Source organism: Pseudacidovorax intermedius (assembly GCF_003350475.1).
In the GTDB taxonomy this organism is placed as follows: Bacteria; Pseudomonadota; Gammaproteobacteria; order Burkholderiales; family Burkholderiaceae_C; genus Xenophilus; species Xenophilus intermedius.
In genome coordinates this window covers 33,389-53,524 of the sequence record NZ_QQAV01000013.1, presented here as the reverse complement: position 1 = coordinate 53,524, position 20,136 = coordinate 33,389, and the positions used below count along the sequence as shown (strand labels likewise).

The following is a 20,136-nucleotide window of genomic DNA, read 5'->3' as shown; positions in this document are numbered from 1 at the left end:
GATGAAACCCCTTCCCACCCGCATCGCCGCCGGCGAAGCCCCGCCCATGCCCGCAAGCCCCGTCCTGGAGGTGCGCGGCCTGCAGGTCGCGCTGCCCGCCGACGCCGACCGGCCCCACGCCATCGAGCGGCTGGACGTGCGCATCGAGGCCGGCCGCACGCTGTGCATCGTGGGCGAGTCCGGCTCCGGCAAGTCGGTGCTGGCCACGACCGTGATGGCGCTGCTGGCCAAGGGCCTGACCATCACGGCCGGCGACATCGTGCTGGCCGGCGAGGCGCTGCTGACTCATGGCAAGTACCTGCCCGAGAAGCGCCTGCGCGCCCTGCGCGGCCAGGTGATGGGCATGGTGTTCCAGGAGCCGATGACGGCGCTCAACCCCGTGCTCAGCTGCGGCGAGCAGGTCGACGAGCTGCTGCGCAACCACACGTCGCTGACGCCGGCCGAGCGCAAGGCGCGCATCCTGCAGGTGTTCGAACGCGTGCGCCTGCCCGATCCGCAGCGCATCTTTTCGAGCTATCCGCACCAGCTCTCGGGCGGCCAGCGCCAGCGAATCGTGATCGCCATGGCGATCATCCTCAAGCCGCGCCTCCTGATCTGCGACGAGCCGACCACGGCGCTGGACGTGACCACGCAGGCCGAGATCCTCAAGCTCATCGCCGAGCTGCAGCAGGAGCAGGGCAGTGCGGTGCTGTTCATCACGCACGACATGGGCGTGGTGGCCGAGATCGCCGACGAAGTGATGGTGATGCACCGCGGCAAGGTGGTGGAGCAGGGCCCGCGCGAGCAGGTGCTGCGCACGCCGCGCGAGGACTACACCCGCATGCTGCTGGCCGCCGTGCCGGGCATGGTGCCGCCACCACCGCGCGCGCTGCCCGGCGGCCCGGCGCTGCTGGCCGGCCGCGGGGTCGGCAAGACCTACGTACGCCGGGACTGGCTGGGCCGCGCCAAGCCCAACACCGCCCTGCAGGACGCCAGCGTGGCCGTGCACCGTGGCGAGACGGTGGGCGTGGTGGGCGAATCGGGCTCGGGCAAGTCGACCTTTGCGCGCTGCATGATCCGGCTGATCGACCCCAGCGAAGGCACGATCACCTGGGGCGACCGCGAGGTGCAGTCCCTGTCCGAATCGCGGCTGCGGCCGCTGCGCTCGCGGGTGCAGGTGGTGTTCCAGGACCCGAACCGCTCGCTCAACCCGCGGCGAACCGTTGGCTCTTCGATGATCGAAGGCGCGGTCAACTTCGGCCTGGACGTGCCCGCCGCGCGCAAGCTGGCCGAAGAGCTGATGGACCGCATCCAGCTGCCGCGTGCCGCGCTCTCGCGCTACCCGCACCAGTTCTCGGGCGGGCAACGCCAGCGCCTGGCCATCGCCCGCGCCGTCGCCTGCCAGCCGCAGGTGCTGGTGGCGGACGAGGCCGTGTCGGCGCTCGACGTGTCGGTGCAGGCGCAGATTCTCGATCTGCTGCGCGAAGTGCAGCGCGACTTCGGGCTCGGCATCCTGTTCATCACGCACGACCTGCGGGTCGCGGCGCAGCTGTGCGACCGCGTGATCGTGATGAACCAGGGGCGCATCGTGGAAGAGGGTTTGACGGCCGAGGTGTTCGGCCGGCCGGCCCATGCCTACACGCGCAAGCTGCTGGAGGCGGCCCCGCGCACCGAGCTTGCGCTCGCCGCCTGAGCGCGCATCGGCCCCAGCAGGCAGAATTTTCGGTTCGACCGACATCCGAACAACAGGAACACACGACATGACATTGGCAATGAGCTGGGACGAATGGGCCGCGCAGGACGCGACGGCCCTGGCCGAGAAGGTGCGCCAGGGCGAGCTGACCGCCGCCGAACTCGCGCAACAGGCCGCGGCTGGCATCGCGAAGACCAACCCGACGCTCTCGGCCGTGGTCGAGGTCTTCGAGGACGTGGTGGCCGACCCGCTCAAGGACGGGCTGAATCCGCAAGGCCCCTTTGCCGGCGTGCCTTTCCTCATGAAGGACCTGGGCCCCACGCTCAAGGGCCGGCTGCAGGAGCAGGGCTCGCTCTTCATGCGCGGCAACCGTCCGACCGAAGATGCCTGGCTGACGAAGCAGATGCGCAAGGCCGGCCTCAACCTGATGGGCCGCACGACCACGCCGGAGTTCGGCGTCTGCAGCTCGGCCGAGAACCCGGCCGTGTACGTCACGCGCAACCCCTGGAACACCGACTTCACCACCTGCGGCTCCTCCGCCGGCACCTCGGCCATGGTGGCGGCGGGCGTGGTGCCCATGTCGCATGCGACGGACGGTGGCGGTTCGATCCGCATCCCGGCCGGCTTCAACGGCAACATCGGTCTCAAGCCCTCGCGCGGCGTGTTCAGCATCGGGCCCAACCTGTCGGACATCACCGGCTATGTCTCCATCCAGGGCTGCCACAGCCGCACGGTGCGCGACACGGCGGCTTTCGTCGATGCCTGCCGCGGCGGCGCGCCTGGCGAGTTCATGCCCTTCTGGACGACGCCCGAGCCCTACACCCAGCTGATCCAGAAGGACCCGGGCCGGCTGCGCATCGCGCTGTCGCACGAATGGGGCGACTACCGCGCCACCCCTGAGCTCGTGGCCGAGCTGGAGAAGGCCGCGCGCTTCCTCGAAGGCCTGGGCCACCATGTCGAATGGGCGCTGCCGCAGGCCGACCTGCGCGAGGCCTTCCGTGCGCAGACCACCTGCTACATCAGCAACTTCGCGCAGGTCATCAACGGCCTCCTGGCCAAGGCCGGGCTGGAGCGCCCGCCGGCGGAGCTCATCGAGCCGATCAACATCCGCATCTGGGAGGCCGGCAAGGACCTGTCGTATGCCGAGCGCTACAAGATGCAGGCCGTCTTCAACAGCACCGCGCGGGCCTTCGGCGCCTTCTTCGAGGACTGGGACATCATCCTCACGCCGATTACGGCGCTGCCCACGCCGCGCATCGGCACCACCGAGTACCTGACGACCAGCGACAACCCGGACGTGCTCGACTGGTTCGACAACCTCTGGAAGTTCTTCTCGTACACGCCGCTGTCCAACCTGTGCGGCATCCCGGCCATCTCGCTGCCGATGGCGCAGCAGGCCAACGGGCTGCCCTTCGGCATCCACGCCCAGGCGCGCCAGGCCAATGACGGCCTGCTGCTGCAACTGGCGGCGCAGATCGAGCGCGCCCTGGGCGGCCGCTGGAACGACGGCCGCCGCCCGGGCGTGCACGTCACGGCCGGCTGACCGGCGGGGACACGGAGACCCTCACGACATGGCGCTGTTCGGCACGCGATCGCTGCGTTCGCTCTTCACGCACCCGGGCTTTGCCGAGGGCGTGCGGGCCATCGCCGGCCCGGCCCTGGGCACGGTGGCCCTGGGCCTGGTGACCGGCGTGGCCATGGCGCGCAGCGGTCTGCCCTTGGGCGCGGTGCTGGCCATGTCGCTGCTGGTCTTCGCCAGTGCCTCGCAGCTGGCCTGCCTGCCGATGATCCTGGCGGGCGCGCCGCTGTGGGTGATCGTGCTGACGGCGCTGATGCTCAACGTGCGCTTCGTCGTGTTCAGCGCGCACTGGCGGCGCTACTTCGGCCTGCTGCCGCGGCCGCAGCGGCTGGGGCTCGCCTACCTGGCGGGCGACCCGGTGTACGTGCGCTTCATGCAGCGCTACCCGCGGCGCGCGCCCGACCAGTTGGCCTATTTCCTGGGACTGGCGCTGTTCAACTGGGCGGCGTGGCAGGCGGCCTCGCTGGCGGGCATCTTCCTGGCCGATGCCATTCCGCCGGACTGGGACCTGCGCTTCATCGGCGTGCTCGCCCTGCTTGGCCTGGCCATGCCGATGATTGCGGACCGGCCCAGCTGGCTGGTGGCGGCCGTGGCCGGCGCCATCGGCTGGATGGGGCAGGGCTGGCCCTTCGGCCTGCAGGTGATCGCGGCCATCGCCGCCGCCATGGCGGCCGGCCACTGGGCCGAACGGCGCGCCCCGCACATCGCCACGCCATGACCGACCTGCACCTGTGGATCGCCATCCTTGCGCTGGCGGGGGTGACCGTGCTCACGCGCGGCGTGTTCCTGCTGCCGCGGCGGGAGCCGCGCCTGCCGGGCTGGCTGGCTGCAGGCCTGCGCCATGCGCCGCTGGCGGCCCTGATGGCCGTCGTGGTGCCGGAGGTGCTGCGCGGCTCGGGCGGCGCCGTGGTCGCGCCGGGTTGGCACGACCCGCGCTGGCTGGCCGTGGCGGTGTCGGTGGCCTGGTTCTGCTGGCGGCGCGGCGTCACCGGACCGGTGGTGGTGGGCACGGCGACCTTGCTGTTGCTGCGCGGGTTGGGCATGGCGGGCTGAGCGGGGGCCTCGCGGTGTTCGAAGCGCCAGGATGCGGCCACCGCGCGTGCGTCGCACTGGACGGCCCCGACGCGCGCTTTTCCGACGTCGTGCCGTCAGCCCGCATGCGTTCATGCAGCCCATGACTGCTGCACTCCAACTCTCTTCCGCCCAGGGCCGCGACCGTTTCCATGGCCGTGTCGTGATCGTCACCGGCGCCGGCTCGGGCATTGGCGAGGCCATCGCCCGCCGCTTCTCCGCCGAGGGCGCCCATGTGGTGCTCGCCGGGGACCATGCCGACAAGCTCGACAAGGTCGCGGCCGATCTCCCTTCCGAGCGCACGTTGGTGCATGAGGTCGATGTGTCCGACCTGGGCCAGGTCAGCGCCCTGGTCGAGGCCACCATCGAGCGCTTCGGCGAGCTGCATGTGCTGGTCAACAACGCCGGCATCGCACCCGAGGGCGACGCCTCCGATGCCTCGGCCGAGGACTTTCACCGCACGCTGGCCGTGAATGCCGGGGGCGTCTTCAACGGCGCCAAGGCCGCGATGTTGCACCTGGAGCGCAGTCGCGGATGCATCGTCAACACGGCGTCGGTTTCAGGCCTGGGCGGCGATTGGGGCCTGGTGGCCTACAACGCGTCCAAGGGCGCGGTTGTGAACCTGACGCGCGCCATGGCGCTGGACCATGGCGGACGGGGCGTGCGCGTGAATGCCGTCTGCCCCAGCCTGACCTTCACGCCCATGACCGAGGACATGCAGGACGACCCGGACACCATGGAACGCTTCAAAGACCGCATTCCGCTCGGCCGCGGTGCCGATCCTGCGGAGGTGGCCTCGGTGGTCGCCTTCCTGGCCAGCGACGACGCCAGCTTCGTCAATGGCGCGCTGGTGCCGGTGGATGGTGGCCTCACGGCATCCAACGGGCAGCCCCGGATGTCGTAGCCGGCACCACGGCTCGACCGTCCCCATGAAAAAGGCGCGTCCGATGGACGCGCCTTTCGTCTTGGCGGGCGGCTTCAGCCCAGCTTCTTGACCAGCACCTGGCTCTTGCGGTCCCAGTTGTATTTCTTCTTGCGCGCTTCGGGCAGCCAGTCCGGGCTCACGGGCTGGAAGCCGCGTTTGATGAACCAGTGCATGGTGCGGGTGGTCAGCACGAAGATGCTGTCCAGGCCGATGGCTCGGGCGCGGTGCTCGATGCGCTTGAGCAGCTTCTCGCCGTCGCCCTGGCCCTGGGACTGAGGCGAGACGGTGAGGGCCGCCATCTCGGCGGTGCGTGCCTCGGGGTAGGGGTAGAGCGCCGCGCAGCCGAAGATCACGCCGTCGTGCTCCACCACCGTGTACTGGTGGATGTCGCGCTCGATCTCGGTGCGGCTGCGCTTGACCAGCGTGCCGTCGCGCTCGAAGGGCTCAATCAGCTGCAGGATGCCGCCGATGTCGTCCACGCCGGCCTCGCGCACCGATTCGAGCTTTTCGTCGATCACCATCGTGCCGATGCCGTCGTGCACGTAGATCTCGAGCAGCAACGCGCCGTCCACCGAGAAGGGCAGGATGTGGTTGCGCTCCACGCCGCCCTCGCAGGCCTTGACGCAATGCTGCAGGTAGAAGGCGGTGTCGGTCGGCTGCTGAGGGGGCGAGAGCTGGGCCAGCCACTTGCGGGCCACGTCCAGGGGCAGCTCGGTGTCGATGGGGTTGTCCTCGCTCACGGGCTGGCCCGGGTCCATGGCGACGCCGGGCACCTCGGTCAGGAAGATCAGCTTGTCGGCCTGGATCGACACGGCCACGCTGGTTGCCACTTCTTCCATGGCCAGATTGAAGGCCTCGCCCGTCGGCGAGAAGCCGAAGGGCGAGAGCAGCACCATGCTGCCGCCGTCCAGCGCGCGGCGGATGCCGGTGGCGTCCACCTTGCGCACCAGGCCCGAATGCTGGAAGTCGACGCCGTCGACGACGCCCACCGGCCGCGCCGTGATGAAGTTGCCGGAGAGGATACGCACCGTCGAGCCCGCCATCGGCGTGTTGGGCAGGCCCTGGCTGAAGGCCGCTTCGATTTCGTAGCGCAACTGGCCGGCGGCTTCCTGCGCGCAATCGAGCGCCACTTCGTCGGTGATGCGCATGCCGTGCGAATAGCGGGCCTCATGGCCCTTGGCGCGCAGTTGCTCGTTGACCTGCGGACGGAAGCCGTGCACCAGCACGACCTTCACGCCCATGGACTGGATCAGCGCCAGATCCTGCGCGATGGACGGCAGCTTGCCGGCAGCGATGGCCTCGCCCGCGATGCCGACCACGAAGGTCTTGCCCCGGTGCGTGTGGATGTAGGGCGCCACCGACCGGAACCAGGGCACGAAGGTGAAGTTGAAGACGGCGGACATGGACGAGGGGTGCGGAGGCGTCGCGGCGGCGGAATTGGGCGAAACCGCCCATTGTCCATGAGCAGGCGGCATGGGTGATGGCGTTGCCATGACGATGGTCCACCGCCAGGGGATCGCGTCCCCCCGCCGACCCCCTCGACAGTCAGAGCGGCGAAAAGGGGTTCTCGACCACCAGCTTGCCGAAGCGCTGGCCGGCCTGCCCGTCCTCGCTGACGAGCACATCGGCACCAGCGCGCAAGGCGGCTTCGAGGATGAGGGCGTCCCACCACTGGAGCCGGTGCTTGTCGACCAGCGCGAGTGCCGCTGCCACGCTCTGCGCGGAACTGCCCATGACCTGGAAGGCACTCAGCTGCTCGATCTGATAAGCCGCATCGAGGTGACTGAGCGGCGGCTGCAGCTTGCGCGTGGTGACGGCATAGAACTCCTGCAGCACTTGAGTGCTGAGCGCCACCGTGCCTTCCTTGACGGCCCGCGCGAGCCGGTCGATGGCCTGCTTCTGCCGCGGCGGGTGCCCGGCGTCCACGGCATACACCAGCACGTTGGTGTCGAAGAAGGTGATCATGCGCCACCGCCCGGGTAGGGGCGGTCGTAAGCGTCCTCGCGCGACCAGCGGGCGGCCCCTGTGTTGGCCTGGCTGCGCTGCGCAGCGGCAATGAAGGCCTCGGCGGCGGCCTGCTGCTGGTCCTGCCCCATCGCATAGGCCGCCAGAAACTCCCGGACCTTGGCGCTGACGGAGGTGCCTTCCTGGATGGCACGCACGCGGGCCTTCTTGATGATGGCGTCGTCGAGGGTGAGGGTGAGGTTGGTCATGCCGGCGCTCCCTGGTCTACACGAAAATCAGTGTAGCACGTGAACTCGTGCGTGGGATAATCCGCCGGTGCCGCTCCAGATCGACTTTCCCGATTCCCTTCCCGTATCCGCCAAGCGCGACGAGATCGCCGCCGCCATCCAGGCCCACCAGGTGGTCATCGTCTGTGGCGAGACCGGCTCGGGCAAGACCACCCAGCTGCCCAAGATCGCCCTGGCGCTGGGCCGCGGCAAACTCAATGCGCCCGAGGGCCGGGGCCGGCTGATCGGCCACACGCAGCCGCGGCGGATCGCCGCCAGCTCGGTGGCCAAGCGCATCGCCGAGGAGCTGAAGACGCCGCTGGGCGAGGTGGTGGGCTACAAGGTCCGCTTCCAGGACCGGCTGAGCCGTGATGCCTCGGTCAAGCTGATGACCGACGGCATCCTGCTGGCCGAGACGCAGACCGATCCGCTGCTCAAGGCCTACGACACGCTGATCATCGACGAGGCCCACGAGCGCTCGCTGAACATCGACTTCCTGCTGGGCTACCTGCGCGAGATCCTGCCGCGGCGGCCGGACCTGAAGGTCATCGTCACCTCGGCCACCATCGATGCGGAGCGCTTTGCCAAGCATTTCGAGAGCCGGAACGGACCGGCCCCGGTCATCTACGTCTCTGGCCGCACCTTCCCGGTGGAGATGCGCTGGCGGCCCTTCGAGGAGTCGCGCGAATACGACCTGAACGACGCCATCGCCGACGGCGTGGACGAGCTGTGGCAGGGCAATGCCGCCGGCGACATCCTCGTGTTCCTGCCCGGCGAGCGCGAGATCCGCGAGGCCGCCGACCACCTGCGCAAGCACCTGGCGCACCAGCCGGTGATGCGCGCGGCCGAAGTGCTGCCGCTGTTCTCGCGCCTGTCCCAGGCCGAGCAGGACCGCATCTTCGAAGGGCACACCGGCCGGCGCATCGTGCTGGCCACCAACGTGGCCGAGACCTCGCTCACGGTGCCCGGCATCCGCTATGTGATCGACGCGGGCACAGCGCGGGTCAAGCGCTATTCCTTCCGCAGCAAGGTGGAGCAGCTGCTGGTCGAGCCCGTCAGCCAGGCCGCCGCCAACCAGCGCGCCGGCCGCTGCGGCCGCGTGGCCAACGGCATCTGCATCCGGCTCTACGACGAGAAGGACTTTGCCAGCCGGCCGCGCTTCACCGACCCGGAAATCCTGCGCTCGTCGCTGGCGGGCGTGATCCTGCGGATGAAGTCGCTGCACCTGGGCGACGTGACGCAGTTTCCTTTCCTGGAGGCCCCGAGCGGCCGGGCCGTGGCCGATGGCTACCAGCTGCTCGGCGAACTGGGCGCGGTGGACGATGCCAACGAGCTGACCGAGATCGGTCGCGAGCTGGCCCGGCTGCCGCTGGACCCGCGGGTGGGCCGCATGATCTTGGAAGGCCGCACGCGCGGCGCGCTGCAGGAGGTGCTGGTGATCGCCTCGGCCATGAGCGTGCAGGACGTGCGCGACCGGCCGCTCGAAGCGCAGCAGCAGGCCGACCAGGCCCATGCCAAGTTCGACGACGAGAAGAGCGAGTTCAGCGGCTACCTGACGCTGTGGAAATGGCTGCACGACGCCCGCGGCGGCGCGCCCGTGGCACAGAACCGGCGCGAGATGGTGGCGGCCACGCAAGGTCCGAAGAAGGCCAGCGCAGCGGTGCTGCCGGTGAGCCAGCGCATGAGCGCGCCCGCCGAGGCGGCACCGGCGCCGGCGGCCGCCCAGCCCACCCACAAGCTCAGCAACCGCCAGTACGAACAGCTGCTGCGCCAGAACTTCGTCAGCGTGCGCCGCGTGCGCGAATGGCGCGACATCCATTCGCAGCTGCTCACCGTGGTCACCGAGCACAAGTGGAAGCTCAACCCCACGCCCGCCGGCTACGAGCAGATCCACAAGTCCATGCTGGCCGGCCTGCTGGGCAACATCGGCTGGAAGATGGACGAGGAGGCTAGTTCCTCCTCCGGCGAATACCTGGGCGCGCGCGGCATCAAGTTCCACCGCCATCCGGGCGCGCACCTGCGCAAGCGGCCCGGCCGCTGGATCGTCTGCGCCGAGCTGGTGGAGACCACGCGCCTCTTCGGCCGCGGCATCGCCAACATCGAGCCGCAGTGGATCGAGGAGGTCGCGGGCCATCTGCTCAAGAAGCAGCTGCTCGACCCGCACTGGGAAAAGAAGGACGCCCGCGTCACCGCTTTCGAGCGTGCGACGCTTTATGGCCTGGTGGTCTACAGCGGCCGGCGCGTGGACTTCGCCAAGGCCGATCCGGCCGGCGCGCGCGAGATCTTCATCCGCGAGGCCCTGGCCGGCGGCGAGTGGGAAAGCAAGCTGCCCTTCCTGGCTGCCAACCGCAAGCTGGTGCGCGAGGTCGAGGCGCTGGAGCACAAGTCGCGCCGGCAGGACGTGCTGGTCGACGATGCGCTGATCTACGCCTTCTACGAGGCCCAGGTGCCGGCCGATGTGGCGAACGGCCATGCCTTTGAGCAGTGGTACCGGCAGGCGAGCGCGACCAACCCCAGGCTGCTGTTCCTCACGCGGGAGGAACTGATGCGCCACCAGGCGGCGGGCATCACGACGCAGGCCTTTCCGCCCCTCGTCAAGCTGGGCGGCGTGGACTGCGCCGCCACCTACCTGCACCAGCCGGGCGATGCGCGCGACGGCGTCACCGTCACGGTGCCACTCTTCGTGCTGAACCAGGTCAGCGAAGAGCGCTGCGAATGGCTGGTGCCGGGCATGCTCAAGGACAAGATCCAGGCGTTGCTCAAGAGCCTGCCGCAGAAGCCGCGTTCGCGCTTCGTGCCGCTGCCCGAATCGGCGGCGCGACTGGCTGAAGCGCTGGGCACGCCCGAGGCCTTCGGCGCCGGCTCGCTCACCGACGCGCTGCTCAAGCGGGTGCGAGACATCACCAGCCTGGACGTCAAACGCGCCGACTTCAAGCTCGACATGCTGCCGCCGCACCTGTTCATGAACCTGCAGGTGGTGGACGAGCACGGCCGGCAGCTGGGTATGGGCCGCAACCTGGGTGCACTGAAGGGCGAACTGGGCACCAAGGCGCGGGGCGCCTTCCAGGCGCTGGCGGGGCTCAAGGCCAGGGCGGCGCCTTCGCCCGCGCCGGCCGCGCCGTCGCCGGGCAGCGGCAAGACCGCGGCCCCGGCGCCCAAGTCCGCGCCCGGCCCCGCCGCGCCGCCGGCTGGCCAGCGCTACACCGCCTGGACCTTCGGCGAGCTGCCCGAGCTGATGGAAGTGCGCCGCGGTGCGCAGACGCTGATCGGCTTCCCGGCGCTGGTGGACGGGGGCGACGCCGTGACCATCGAGGTCTTCGACGAGCCCGAGGTGGCAACGGCCAAACACCGTGTCGGCCTTCGCCGTCTGGTGGCGCTGCAGATCCGCGACGCGCTCAAGTACCTGGAAAAGAACATCCCCGACCTGCAGAAGATGGCCGTGGCCTACATGCCGCTGGGCACGCTGGAGGAACTGCGCGCCCAGATCCTGGACGTGGCGCTGGACCGCGCCTTCCTGCAGGAGCCGCTGCCCACCGACGAAGCCAGCTTCAAGCGCCGCCTGGACGAGGGCCGTGGCCGGCTGACGCTGATCGCCAGCGAGGTGGCGCGCCTGGCATCGACCATCCTCACCGACTACGCCGCAGCCCAGCGCAAGATCAAAGACACCAAGATCCAGCCCGAGGCCGTGAAGGATGCGGCCGAGCAGCTGCAGCGCCTGGTCGGCAAGCGCTTCATCGCCGATGCACCGTGGACGCAGCTGCAGCATTTCGCGCGCTACCTCAAGGCCATCGTGCTGCGCTTGGACAAGCTGCGGGCCGACCCGGCGCGTGACGCGCAGAAGCTGGCCGAACTCAAGCCGCAGGAACAGCGCTACTGGCGCCTGGTGGCCGAGCGCAAGGGCGCCACGGATGAGCGCATGCGCGAATTCCGCTGGCTGCTCGAGGAGCTGCGGGTGAGCTTCTTCGCGCAGGAGCTGCGCACGCCGCAGCCGGTGAGCATCAAGCGGCTGGACAAGGCCTGGCAGCAGATCGCGTAGATAAGAGCACCCCCAGGCTGCGCGCTTCGCGCTACGCCAACCCCCTGAAGGGGGCACATCCAGCGGCCCGGCAAAGCCGGTTCCGCGGATGTTCCCGCATGGCCTGCGCTGTGGCCATTCGATGGGGGGGAACACGTGGTGAGCATCTGGCCTCCGGCGCAGAGTGACGGCTTCGACCCGCCAGCACCCTCTGCACCCGAATCGGCGGTAGTCGCGACGTCGTACTTGCGCAGCAGGCGGGCACGATGGTCTCGACCGTGCGGCGGCCGATGCCCCGGCGCGCCTACGCTTCTTCCGGCTGCTCCAGCAGCATGCGCACCACGCGGCTGATCGCGCGGCCGGTGGCGGCGCGGTTGAGCGTGGGGTCCAGCAGCGTGCGCGCGGCCAGACCTTCGAAGAGGGTGCACATCACCGCCACGCGTGCCTTGAGCTCTGCCGCAGACAGCCCGCGTAGCGCCGGCAACGGCCGCAGCAGCGCCAGCAGCTCGTCGCGCTTGAGGCGGTCCGCCTGTTGAAGCAGGGCGGCGATGTCGGGTGTACGGTTGGCCTCGGCCAGGATCTCCAGCTGCAGCCGCGCCGGATCGCCCGCGCAGCGCGCCACGCCGGTATCCACCTCGCCCAGACAGGCCGCGAGCACGCCCTCTGCCTGGCCGCGCTCGCGCATGAGCTGGATGCGCGCCAGCGTGTCCTGCAGGTCCTGCTCCACGATGCCCGCCACGATGGCTTCCTTGTTGCGGAAGTAGTGGTAGACGTGGCCCGGGCTCATGCCAGCCACCTCGCAGATGCGCTGGATGCTCGCCCCACGGAAGCCGTGTTCGCTGAAGCAGCGGGCCGCCGCGTCCAGTACCTGCCGACGGCGCACCCCGCCTTTGTCCTGCGGAGGCGGCTCGGTATTCATGGCAGAAATCCGTGCTTTCGAGGGCATGCGTCGCAACAAGCTGGAGAGGGAGATGGGGCCATTGTCCCTTCGCCCTCCGGACGCAAGCCTCGGATTCCTAGAATGAAAATTCTAGAAAATTCATTCCAACTCCTGGAGCCACCATGGACAACCGCTCTCGCCAGGGCGCCGGCCGTCACTTGAAACGGCGCATCGCGCCTCTGGCCTTTGCGGCAGCGGCTGTGCTTGCATCCGCACACGCAGCAGCGCAGGAACAGGTCGACGAAGGCCGCCGCTTCTATGTGGAGGGTGGGTCCAGCGTGCTGCACACGCAATCGACCGACTCGCTGACGGCGGGCGTGATGCTCCCGTCGCAGTTGTTCCCGTCGGTGCCGCGCCAGGCTGGCCCGTTGACCCTGTATTGGGACCTGTGGGCCAGCCATTGGCAGGCGCCGCGGCCGGACGGCTCGAGCGCCGGCTATTCGCAGATCGGCGCCACCGCCATGTGGCGCCACCTGCTGGGCGAGCCGGGCACGCCGTGGTTCGTGGAGCTTGGGCTGGGTGGGACGGTGATGGACCGGCTGTACGAGACGCCGAGAGACCGTTTCAGCACCGCTTTCCAGTTCACCGAGGTGCTGGGCGTCGGCTACCGTTTCGGTGAGCGCCAGGCCTATGAGTTGTCGCTACGCCTGCAGCATTTCTCCAACGCGGGCATCAAGGAACCGAACCCCGGCGCCAACTTCGTCAAGCTGCGTTTCAGCATGGCCTGGTGAAGCGGCGCCGGGGCGGGGCGATCACTGGGACTGGCCGGGCGCGCCCGGGGCGCCGGTGGCGGGCGTACCGCTGCCATTGGCCGGATCGGTGGTGCCTGTGCTGCCCGTAGTGCCCGTGCCGGCGGCACCTGTACCCGAGCCGCTGCTCCCGCCAGGCGTGTTGGTCGTGCCGGTGCCGGGGGTCGAAGGCAGGCCGTTGGCGGCGGCTGGGTTGGGGTCTGCGGCGTCGGGTGCAGCGCCGCTGGTGCCCGCGGCGTTGCCGCCGATGCCGGTCGAGCCGCTGCCGCCGGTTCCGGGCGCCATGCCCGTGGCGCCATCGCTGGCGGGCGGGGGCGCGGACTGGCCCATGGGCGGGGCGGGCTGGCCCGGCGCTTCACCGCCGGTTCGGAAGAACGCGAAGATCGCGCCGATCACCAGCACGATGACGACAAGGATGCCCCATCGCATCGCCCGGTTGTTGTCGCGGTCGCCGGTCAGTTCGGGTCGGGTGGCCATCGGTGTTGCTCCTGGAAGGTTGTCGATGGCCCACAAGTTGGCGCCGACTCCGCCCCCATGGCGTGGGACGTCTTCCGGGCATCGGTAGTCCAACGCACCCGGACGGTGCATCGCCTCAGCCCGCCAGCAGCTTCTGCACCAACTCTGCCGTGGTCCCGGCGGCGTACTTGCGCATCAACCGGGCGCGGTGGATTTCCACGGTACGGTGGCTGATGGCGAGGACGCGGCCGATCTCCTTGCTGGTCAGGCCCTGCATCAGGTGAGCGGCGACCTCGCGCTCGCGCGGCGTCAGTTCTGCCTTGTCGGCGCGGCGCGCACCCAGGTCCTCGAAGGTCCAGATGCCGGACTCGTGCGGCACCTCGCGATTGAGGGCGCGGCCGGTGACATGGCACCAGAAGGTCTCGCCCGCGCGCATGCCATGCAGGCCGCCCACGCGCCGCATCATCCGGTTGTCGGCATAGCGGCCGCTGGCGTTGAGCGCGGGCAGCATGCGGCGGCCGATGCGCTCGTACTCGGCCACGCTGGGATACAGCAGCCGGAAGGACTGGCCGACGAGTGCTTCGCGCGTGGCACCGAACATCTCGCACAGCCGCGCATTGCAGTCCACCATCATCCGCTGGCGGGACAGCACCATGCCCACCGGCGCATGCTCGAAGGCCAGCCGGTAGTCGATGGTGGGGGCTGCAAGGGCAGGGGCCTCGGGTGCGTCCATTACGAAATCCTACGTATGTCCGTACGTAGTATCGTTGCGGGGTTTTCCCTTCCTTCCCCCTCTCACTTTCTCTTCAAGCGAGGACCCATGGCGAACAAGATCTATGCCTCCGCCAAGGAGGCGCTGGCCGGCGTCGTTGCCGACGGCCAGACGCTGGCAGTCGGCGGCTTCGGCCTGTGCGGCATTCCCGAGGCGCTGATCGATGCGCTCAAGGAAAGCGGCGTCAAGGACCTGACCTGCATCTCCAACAACGCGGGCGTCGACGGCTTTGGCCTGGGCAAGCTGCTGGAGACGCGGCAGGTCAAGAAGATGGTCGCCAGCTACGTGGGCGAGAACAAGGAGTTCGAGCGCCAGTACCTGGCCGGTGAACTGGAGCTGGAATTCACGCCCCAGGGCACGCTGGCCGAGAAGCTGCGTGCGGGCGGCGCCGGCATCCCGGCGTTCTTCACCAAGACCGGGGTCGGCACGCTGGTGGCCGAGGGCAAGGAACTGCGCGAGTTCGATGGCGAGACCTACGTCATGGAGCGCGCGCTGGTGCCCGACGTGGCGCTGGTCAAGGCCGACGTGGCCGACAAGTCCGGCAACCTGCGTTTCCGCCTGACGGCCCGCAACTTCAACCCGGCTGCCGCGATGGCCGGCAAGGTCTGCATCGTCGAGGTCGAGAAGATCGTCGAGGTGGGCGAACTGGCACCGGACGACATCCACCTGCCGGGCATCTACGTGCACCGCATCGTGCTCAATGCCACGCCCGAGAAGCGCATCGAAAAGCGCACCGTCAGCGCCGCCGCGCCCGTCGATGCCGCCGCGGCCAAGGTCGAGGCCCAGGCCGTGATCGCGCAGGCGGCCGCCGGCACGGAAGTGCCCGCCACCGTCAAGAACAACGCCAGCAAGTAAAAGAGGAGTTCCCCATGCCCTGGACCCAAGACCAGATGGCCGCCCGCGCGGCCAAGGAGCTGGAAGACGGCTTCTACGTCAATCTCGGCATCGGCATCCCGACGCTGGTGGCCAACTTCGTCGGCGACAAGGAAGTCTGGCTGCAGAGCGAGAACGGCATGCTCGGCATCGGGCCCTTCCCGACGGAAGACCAGGTGGACGCCGACCTTATCAACGCCGGCAAGCAGACCGTGACCACGCTGCCGGGTTCGTCCATCTTCGGCAGCCACGAGAGCTTCGCCATGATCCGCGGCGGCAAGATCAACCTGTCGATCCTGGGCGCCATGCAGGTCAGCGAGAAGGGCGACCTGGCCAACTGGATGATCCCCGGCAAGATGGTCAAGGGCATGGGCGGCGCCATGGACCTGGTGGCCGGCGTCAAGCGCGTGATCGTGCTGATGGAGCACGTGGCCCGCAAGAAGGACGGCACGGAAGATCTGAAGATCCTGCCGCAATGCACACTCCCGCTCACGGGCGTGGGGGTGGTGGACCGTATCATTACCGACCTGGCTGTGCTCGACGTCACGCCCGAAGGGTTGAAGGTGGTCGAGCTGGCCGATGGCGTCAGCTTCGACGCCGTGCAAGCCAAGACGGGAGTCAAGCTCCTGCAGTGAAAGTCAATCGATGAGTGAATGGACCGGCGCCGGTGTGCAGGCGCCCAAGGTGGCCCTGTACTGGGACTTCGAAAACCTGCACGCGGTCCTGACCGACCAACAGAACGGCCAGGACTACTACCGCGAACACCGGCTCACGGTCCAGATGCCCGTGGCGGAAGTCGATGCCATCGTCGACTACGCCGCCTCGCTGGGCGATGTCATCATCAACCGCGCGTACGCCAACTGGCAGTTCTTCTCGCGCTACCGCGATGCCCTGAACGGCGCCGGCATCGACCTGATCCAGCTCTTCCCGCGCGGCGCCAACATGAAGAACAGCGCCGACATCCGCATGGCGCTGGACGCTTTGTCCGACCTGCACACGCATCCGCACATCACGCACGTCGTGGTGGTCTCGTGCGACAGCGACTTCATCAGCCTGGCCCAGAAGGTCAAGCAGGCCGGCCGCTTCATCGGCGGCGTGGGGGTCGAGGGCAACAGCAACCGCTACTGGGTGGCGAGCTGCAACGAGTTCAAGTTTTATGGCGCGCTGCTCAAGCTGCGCCAGGCCAGCGAGGCGGTGGCGGCCTCGGTACTGGCCATGGAAGGGCAGGGCGAGGGCGGCGAGCCGGGCGAGCCCGCCGACAGCGGCCCCACGGTGCTGACCGTGGAGCTCGCGCGGGAGGCGCTGGTCAAGGCCGTGACCCAGATCATCGCCCGCCAGGGCGAGAACCGCGTGCACTGCGGCGCGCTCAAGTCCTTGATGAAGCGCATGATGCCGGCCTTCGACGAAGGCATGCTGGGCTGCCGCAGCTTCAAGGCCTTTCTGCAACGCTTTCCGGACATCGTCGAGTTCCTGGACGACGAGGGGGGCGGGCACATCGCCCTGACGCCGCAGGCGCTGGCGCACGAATCGGCGGCCGAGGCCGACCGCGACGTCGACGCCTGAGCGAGTCCTTCCCGGGTTTTCCTGCGCCGTTCCCGGCCTGCTTTCGCAGTTGCCGAGGCCCTCGACCGGCCCGGCTGCTGATAGCATCCGGCGCTGTCTCACGCGTCCGCCGCCATGACGTCTTCCGACGATTTCCAAACCATGTTCGATCTTGCGCCAGTCTCGCTCTGGCTCGAGGATTACAGCGGACTCAAGCAGCTTTTCGATCAGTGGCGCAGCGAGGGCGTGATCGACCTCGTCGAATATCTCCAGGCCGACCCGTCGCGCCGGGCGGCCTGCATGGCCAGCATCCGCGTGGTGCAGGTCAACCAGAAGACGTTGAGCCTGTTCGCTGCCGCCAGCCAGGATGAACTGGTCTCGCGCCTGCCGGAAATCTTCCGGGACGACATGTCTGACCGGGTGATCCACGAACTCGCGCAGTTCTGGGACGGACGCACCGAGATCGAGAACCAGACGGTCAACTATGCCCTCGACGGTCGGCGGCTGGACGTCACGGTACGCATCCGCATCCTGCCTGGCCACGAGGCCGATTGGTCGCGAGCGCTCATTTCGCTCGACGACATCACCGCCCGCGTACGCGCCGAGAAGCTGCGCGAAGCCAGCGAGCGCTACGCGCGTGGCCTCTTCGAGCGCTCGCCCGTGTCGCTGTGGGTGGAGGACTTCAGCGGCGTCAAGCGCCTGCTCGACGGGGTGCGGGCGCAGGGCATCCGCGATTTCGGCACCTTCCTCAAGGTGCACCCCGAGTTCGTCGGCCGCTGCGTGCAGGAGATCCGCGTCCTCGACGTCAACGAGGAGACGCTGCGCATGCTGGGCGCGCCCGACAAGCCCACATTGCTGCGCAGCCTTCCCAAGGTGTTCCGCGGCGAGATGCACGACTCCTTCGCCGAGCAGCTGCGCGACCTCTGGGACGGCAAGACGCTGCAGCAGCGCGAGGTGGTCAACTACACGCTGGGCGGCGAGCCGGTCTACATCTACATGCAGTTCTCCATCCTGCCCGACCGGCAGGACAACTGGGACCTCGTGCTGCTCTCGCTGGTCGACATCACCGCGCGCCGCCGCGCCGAGGCCTACCTCGAATACCTGGGCACGCACGATGTGCTCACGCAACTGCGCAACCGCACCTTCTACACCGAGGAACTGCTGCGCCTGACGCGCAAGGGTCCCTGGCCCGTGTCCATCCTTGCGCTCGACATGAACGGCCTCAAGCAGGTCAACGACCAGGTCGGCCATGCCGCCGGCGACGCCCTGCTGCGCCGCGCGGGCGAAGTGCTGGCCAAGCTGGTGGACGCGCCCGCGTGCGTGGCCCGCGTGGGGGGCGACGAATTCATCGTGCTGATGCCCGACACGGACGAGCGCGGCGTGCGCAGCGTGCGCGAGCACCTGACCACGTTGGTCGATCTCAACAACCAGTTCTACGGCGGCCCGTCCGGCCACCTGCTGAGCTTCGCCATGGGCGCCGCCACCTGCCAGGCCGGCGAGTCGCTCGAGAACGCGCTGCAGGCCGCCGACCGCGCCATGTACGAGGACAAGGCGCGCCATTACGAATCGGAGGGCCCGGCGCAGCGCCGGCCCCTCTGAGGCGCCTGCCGGACGCCGTCGCCGCCCTCTGCGCTGAACAGCGGCCCTTCTTCCCCCACACCATGCCCCACCGTCTTCCCCGGCCGGCGGTCTGCCACTTTCGCACCGTGGCGGGGGAGCTTCGCTGGGCGGATGCCGCGGCCGAGGCGCTGACCTGCGGCGCGGCCGAAGCCGGCATCAAGGCCAAGACCCTGCTGGCCGCCGGCGAGCGCGGTTTCGAGGAAGCCGAGGTGCCCGCCAAGGGCCCCGGCCCGGCCTGCTGGGTGGGCCTTCGCTCGCCCAAGGGCCGCGTGCAGGTCGAATTGCGCGGCGAGCGCGCGGAGGACGGCAGCGTGCTGTGGACCGCCAGCCGCGGCCCGGGCACCGAGGTGCTGCACCGCCTGGATCCGCTGACCCGCCTGCCGGGCCGCCTGCCATCGCTGCCCGAGCTGTCGGCCGAGCGCAGCGTGCCGCTGGCCCGGCTGGCCGTCATCTACCTCGACCTGGACCGCTTCCGGGAGATCAACGGGCGCTTCGGCCCGTCGGGCGGCGACGCCGTCCTGCTGGAGGTCGTGCACAGGCTGGAACTGGGGCTGCCCGAAGACGCGGCGCTGGCCCGGGTGGGCGGCGACGAGTTCGCGGCCGTGCTGCCCAACGCGGGCTGGCCGGAATGCCAGGGCATCCTCGAATACTGCCTCGGCCGGCTGGGCGACGACTTCCAGGTCCACGGCCAGCCGCTGACCGTGGGGGCCAGCGTCGGCGTGGCGCTGCGCGAGCAGGAAGGCCCGTCCATCGAGGTGCTGCTGCGCCAGGCCCGCCAGGCCGCCTTCGGTGCCAAGCGGGCCGGGGGCGGGCAGGTCAACTTCTTCGACGCGCAGGAGCATGCGCACGAGCAGCGCCTGGCCCAGCAGCGCCAGCGCATCGCCGAAGGGCTGGACGCGGGCGAGTTCTTCCTCGTCTTCCAGCCCAAGGTCGACATGCAGCGGGGCACCATCGTGGGCATGGAGGCGCTCAGCCGCTGGAACCATGCCCAGCGGGGCGTGCTGATGCCGGCCGAGTTCGTGCCCACCATCGAGGACCACGAACTGTCGGAGCAGCTGGGCGAATGGGCCATCGGCGCCGCCATCGAGGCCGTGCGGCAGTGGGCCGCGCAGGGCCGCCGGCTGTCGGTCAGCGTCAACATCAGCGCCGGGCTGCTCATGCGGGCGGACGTGGTGCGGCGGCTGTCTGCGTTGCTGGAGCGCTTTCCCGAGCGCCACGCCGGCGCCCTGGTGCTGGAGATCCTGGAGACCAGCGCCATCCGCGACATCGACCTGGCCGCCAGTTTCATCGAGTCCTGCCGCCAATTGGGCGTGAGCGTGGTGATGGACGACTTCGGCACCGGCTATTCCTCGCTGACCTACCTGCGGCGGCTGCCGGTCAGCGGCCTCAAACTGGACCAGTCCTTCGTGCGCAACGTGCTCACCGACGCGCAGGACCGCGCCATCCTGCAGGGCGTGATCTCGCTGGCCCAGGCCCTGGGCCTGGAGGTCACGGCCGAAGGCGTGGAGACCCGCGAACATGGCGAGGCGCTGCTGGCGCTGGGCTGCCACCTGGCGCAGGGCTTCGGCATCGCCCGGCCCATGCCAGCCGCGGAGGTCTTCGGCTGGATCGACGCCTACGAGAAGCAGCCGCTGTGGAAGCCGGCGTCGGACAATGCGCCCGCCATGAACAAAGCCCTCCAGCCGTGACGA

General features: G+C 69.3%; 18 protein-coding genes. 12 read left to right on the top strand and 6 right to left on the bottom strand.

Annotated elements, in window-relative coordinates:
* Window position 1 precedes the first annotated feature (1 nt).
* From DFR41_RS23600 to budC, 5 genes are all read left to right on the top strand, one after another.
* Complete coding sequence (locus tag DFR41_RS23600; protein ID WP_114804519.1) at window positions 2-1,672, top strand: dipeptide ABC transporter ATP-binding protein; 1,671 nt, start codon at window positions 2-4, stop codon at window positions 1,670-1,672.
* Between the two features lie 67 nt (window positions 1,673-1,739).
* A complete protein-coding gene (locus DFR41_RS23595; protein ID WP_114804518.1) occupies window positions 1,740-3,215 on the top strand; it encodes an amidase in 1,476 nt (491 codons plus the stop codon).
* Between the two features lie 28 nt (window positions 3,216-3,243).
* Window positions 3,244-3,969, top strand: coding sequence for an AzlC family ABC transporter permease (locus DFR41_RS23590; protein ID WP_017758176.1), 726 nt, complete (start codon window positions 3,244-3,246; stop codon window positions 3,967-3,969).
* Window positions 3,966-4,304, top strand: coding sequence for an AzlD domain-containing protein (locus tag DFR41_RS23585; RefSeq protein WP_114804517.1), 339 nt, complete (start codon window positions 3,966-3,968; stop codon window positions 4,302-4,304). The genes DFR41_RS23590 and DFR41_RS23585 overlap by 4 nt, the downstream gene beginning before the upstream one ends.
* Window positions 4,305-4,425: 121 nt before the next feature.
* Window positions 4,426-5,226: a meso-2,3-butanediol dehydrogenase gene (budC, locus tag DFR41_RS23580; RefSeq protein ID WP_211322650.1), complete on the top strand. Its 801-nt coding sequence runs from the start codon at window positions 4,426-4,428 to the stop codon at window positions 5,224-5,226.
* A 74-nt stretch (window positions 5,227-5,300) separates the two neighbouring features.
* On the opposite strand, the gene argA is transcribed toward budC, so the two are convergent.
* From argA to DFR41_RS23565, 3 genes are all read right to left on the bottom strand, one after another.
* Window positions 5,301-6,650 carry an amino-acid N-acetyltransferase gene (gene argA, locus DFR41_RS23575; RefSeq protein ID WP_017758810.1) on the bottom strand — a complete coding sequence of 450 codons (1,350 nt, stop codon included), beginning with the start codon at window positions 6,648-6,650 and terminating at the stop codon, window positions 5,301-5,303.
* Window positions 6,651-6,792: 142 nt separating this feature from the next.
* Window positions 6,793-7,212, bottom strand: coding sequence for a PIN domain-containing protein (locus tag DFR41_RS23570; protein WP_114804515.1), 420 nt, complete (start codon window positions 7,210-7,212; stop codon window positions 6,793-6,795).
* The gene (locus DFR41_RS23565) at window positions 7,209-7,460 is read right to left on the bottom strand and encodes a DUF6364 family protein (protein WP_017757778.1); all 252 of its coding nucleotides are present in this window, start codon (window positions 7,458-7,460) and stop codon (window positions 7,209-7,211) included. Before DFR41_RS23565 ends, DFR41_RS23570 begins: the two co-directional genes overlap by 4 nt.
* Window positions 7,461-7,527: 67 nt before the next feature.
* On the opposite strand from DFR41_RS23565, the gene hrpA reads away from it, so the two are divergent.
* Window positions 7,528-11,514: an ATP-dependent RNA helicase HrpA gene (gene hrpA, locus DFR41_RS23560; RefSeq protein WP_114804514.1), complete on the top strand. Its 3,987-nt coding sequence runs from the start codon at window positions 7,528-7,530 to the stop codon at window positions 11,512-11,514.
* Between the two features lie 283 nt (window positions 11,515-11,797).
* Here the strand turns inward: hrpA and DFR41_RS23555 are convergent, their stop codons facing one another.
* Window positions 11,798-12,412: a TetR/AcrR family transcriptional regulator gene (locus tag DFR41_RS23555; RefSeq protein ID WP_017759730.1), complete on the bottom strand. Its 615-nt coding sequence runs from the start codon at window positions 12,410-12,412 to the stop codon at window positions 11,798-11,800.
* A 143-nt stretch (window positions 12,413-12,555) separates the two neighbouring features.
* On the opposite strand from DFR41_RS23555, the gene DFR41_RS23550 reads away from it, so the two are divergent.
* The gene (locus tag DFR41_RS23550) at window positions 12,556-13,164 is read left to right on the top strand and encodes an acyloxyacyl hydrolase (RefSeq protein ID WP_017759731.1); all 609 of its coding nucleotides are present in this window, start codon (window positions 12,556-12,558) and stop codon (window positions 13,162-13,164) included.
* 21 nt (window positions 13,165-13,185) lie between these two features.
* Here the strand turns inward: DFR41_RS23550 and DFR41_RS23545 are convergent, their stop codons facing one another.
* Window positions 13,186-13,659, bottom strand: coding sequence for a hypothetical protein (locus tag DFR41_RS23545; protein ID WP_114804513.1), 474 nt, complete (start codon window positions 13,657-13,659; stop codon window positions 13,186-13,188).
* A gap of 115 nt (window positions 13,660-13,774) precedes the next feature.
* Entirely contained in the window at window positions 13,775-14,371 is a 597-nt protein-coding gene (locus DFR41_RS23540) for a PAS and helix-turn-helix domain-containing protein (RefSeq protein ID WP_017758631.1), read from the bottom strand.
* An 87-nt stretch (window positions 14,372-14,458) separates the two neighbouring features.
* Between DFR41_RS23540 and DFR41_RS23535 the strand changes: the two genes are divergently transcribed.
* The 5 genes from DFR41_RS23535 to DFR41_RS23515 all read left to right on the top strand — a co-directional run bounded on the left by DFR41_RS23535 (window position 14,459) and on the right by DFR41_RS23515 (window position 20,133).
* Window positions 14,459-15,265, top strand: coding sequence for a CoA transferase subunit A (locus tag DFR41_RS23535; protein ID WP_114804512.1), 807 nt, complete (start codon window positions 14,459-14,461; stop codon window positions 15,263-15,265).
* Window positions 15,266-15,279: 14 nt separating this feature from the next.
* Window positions 15,280-15,918, top strand: a complete 639-nt coding sequence (locus DFR41_RS23530) for a 3-oxoacid CoA-transferase subunit B (RefSeq protein ID WP_017758629.1) — start codon at window positions 15,280-15,282, stop codon at window positions 15,916-15,918.
* 10 nt (window positions 15,919-15,928) lie between these two features.
* Entirely contained in the window at window positions 15,929-16,846 is a 918-nt protein-coding gene (locus DFR41_RS23525; protein WP_017758628.1) for an NYN domain-containing protein, read from the top strand.
* 141 nt (window positions 16,847-16,987) lie between these two features.
* On the top strand, window positions 16,988-18,424 hold the full coding sequence (locus DFR41_RS23520) for a sensor domain-containing diguanylate cyclase (protein ID WP_244917858.1): 1,437 nt from the start codon (window positions 16,988-16,990) through the stop codon (window positions 18,422-18,424).
* A gap of 62 nt (window positions 18,425-18,486) precedes the next feature.
* A complete protein-coding gene (locus DFR41_RS23515; protein ID WP_114804510.1) occupies window positions 18,487-20,133 on the top strand; it encodes a putative bifunctional diguanylate cyclase/phosphodiesterase in 1,647 nt (548 codons plus the stop codon).
* The last annotated feature ends 3 nt before the right edge of the window (window positions 20,134-20,136 follow it).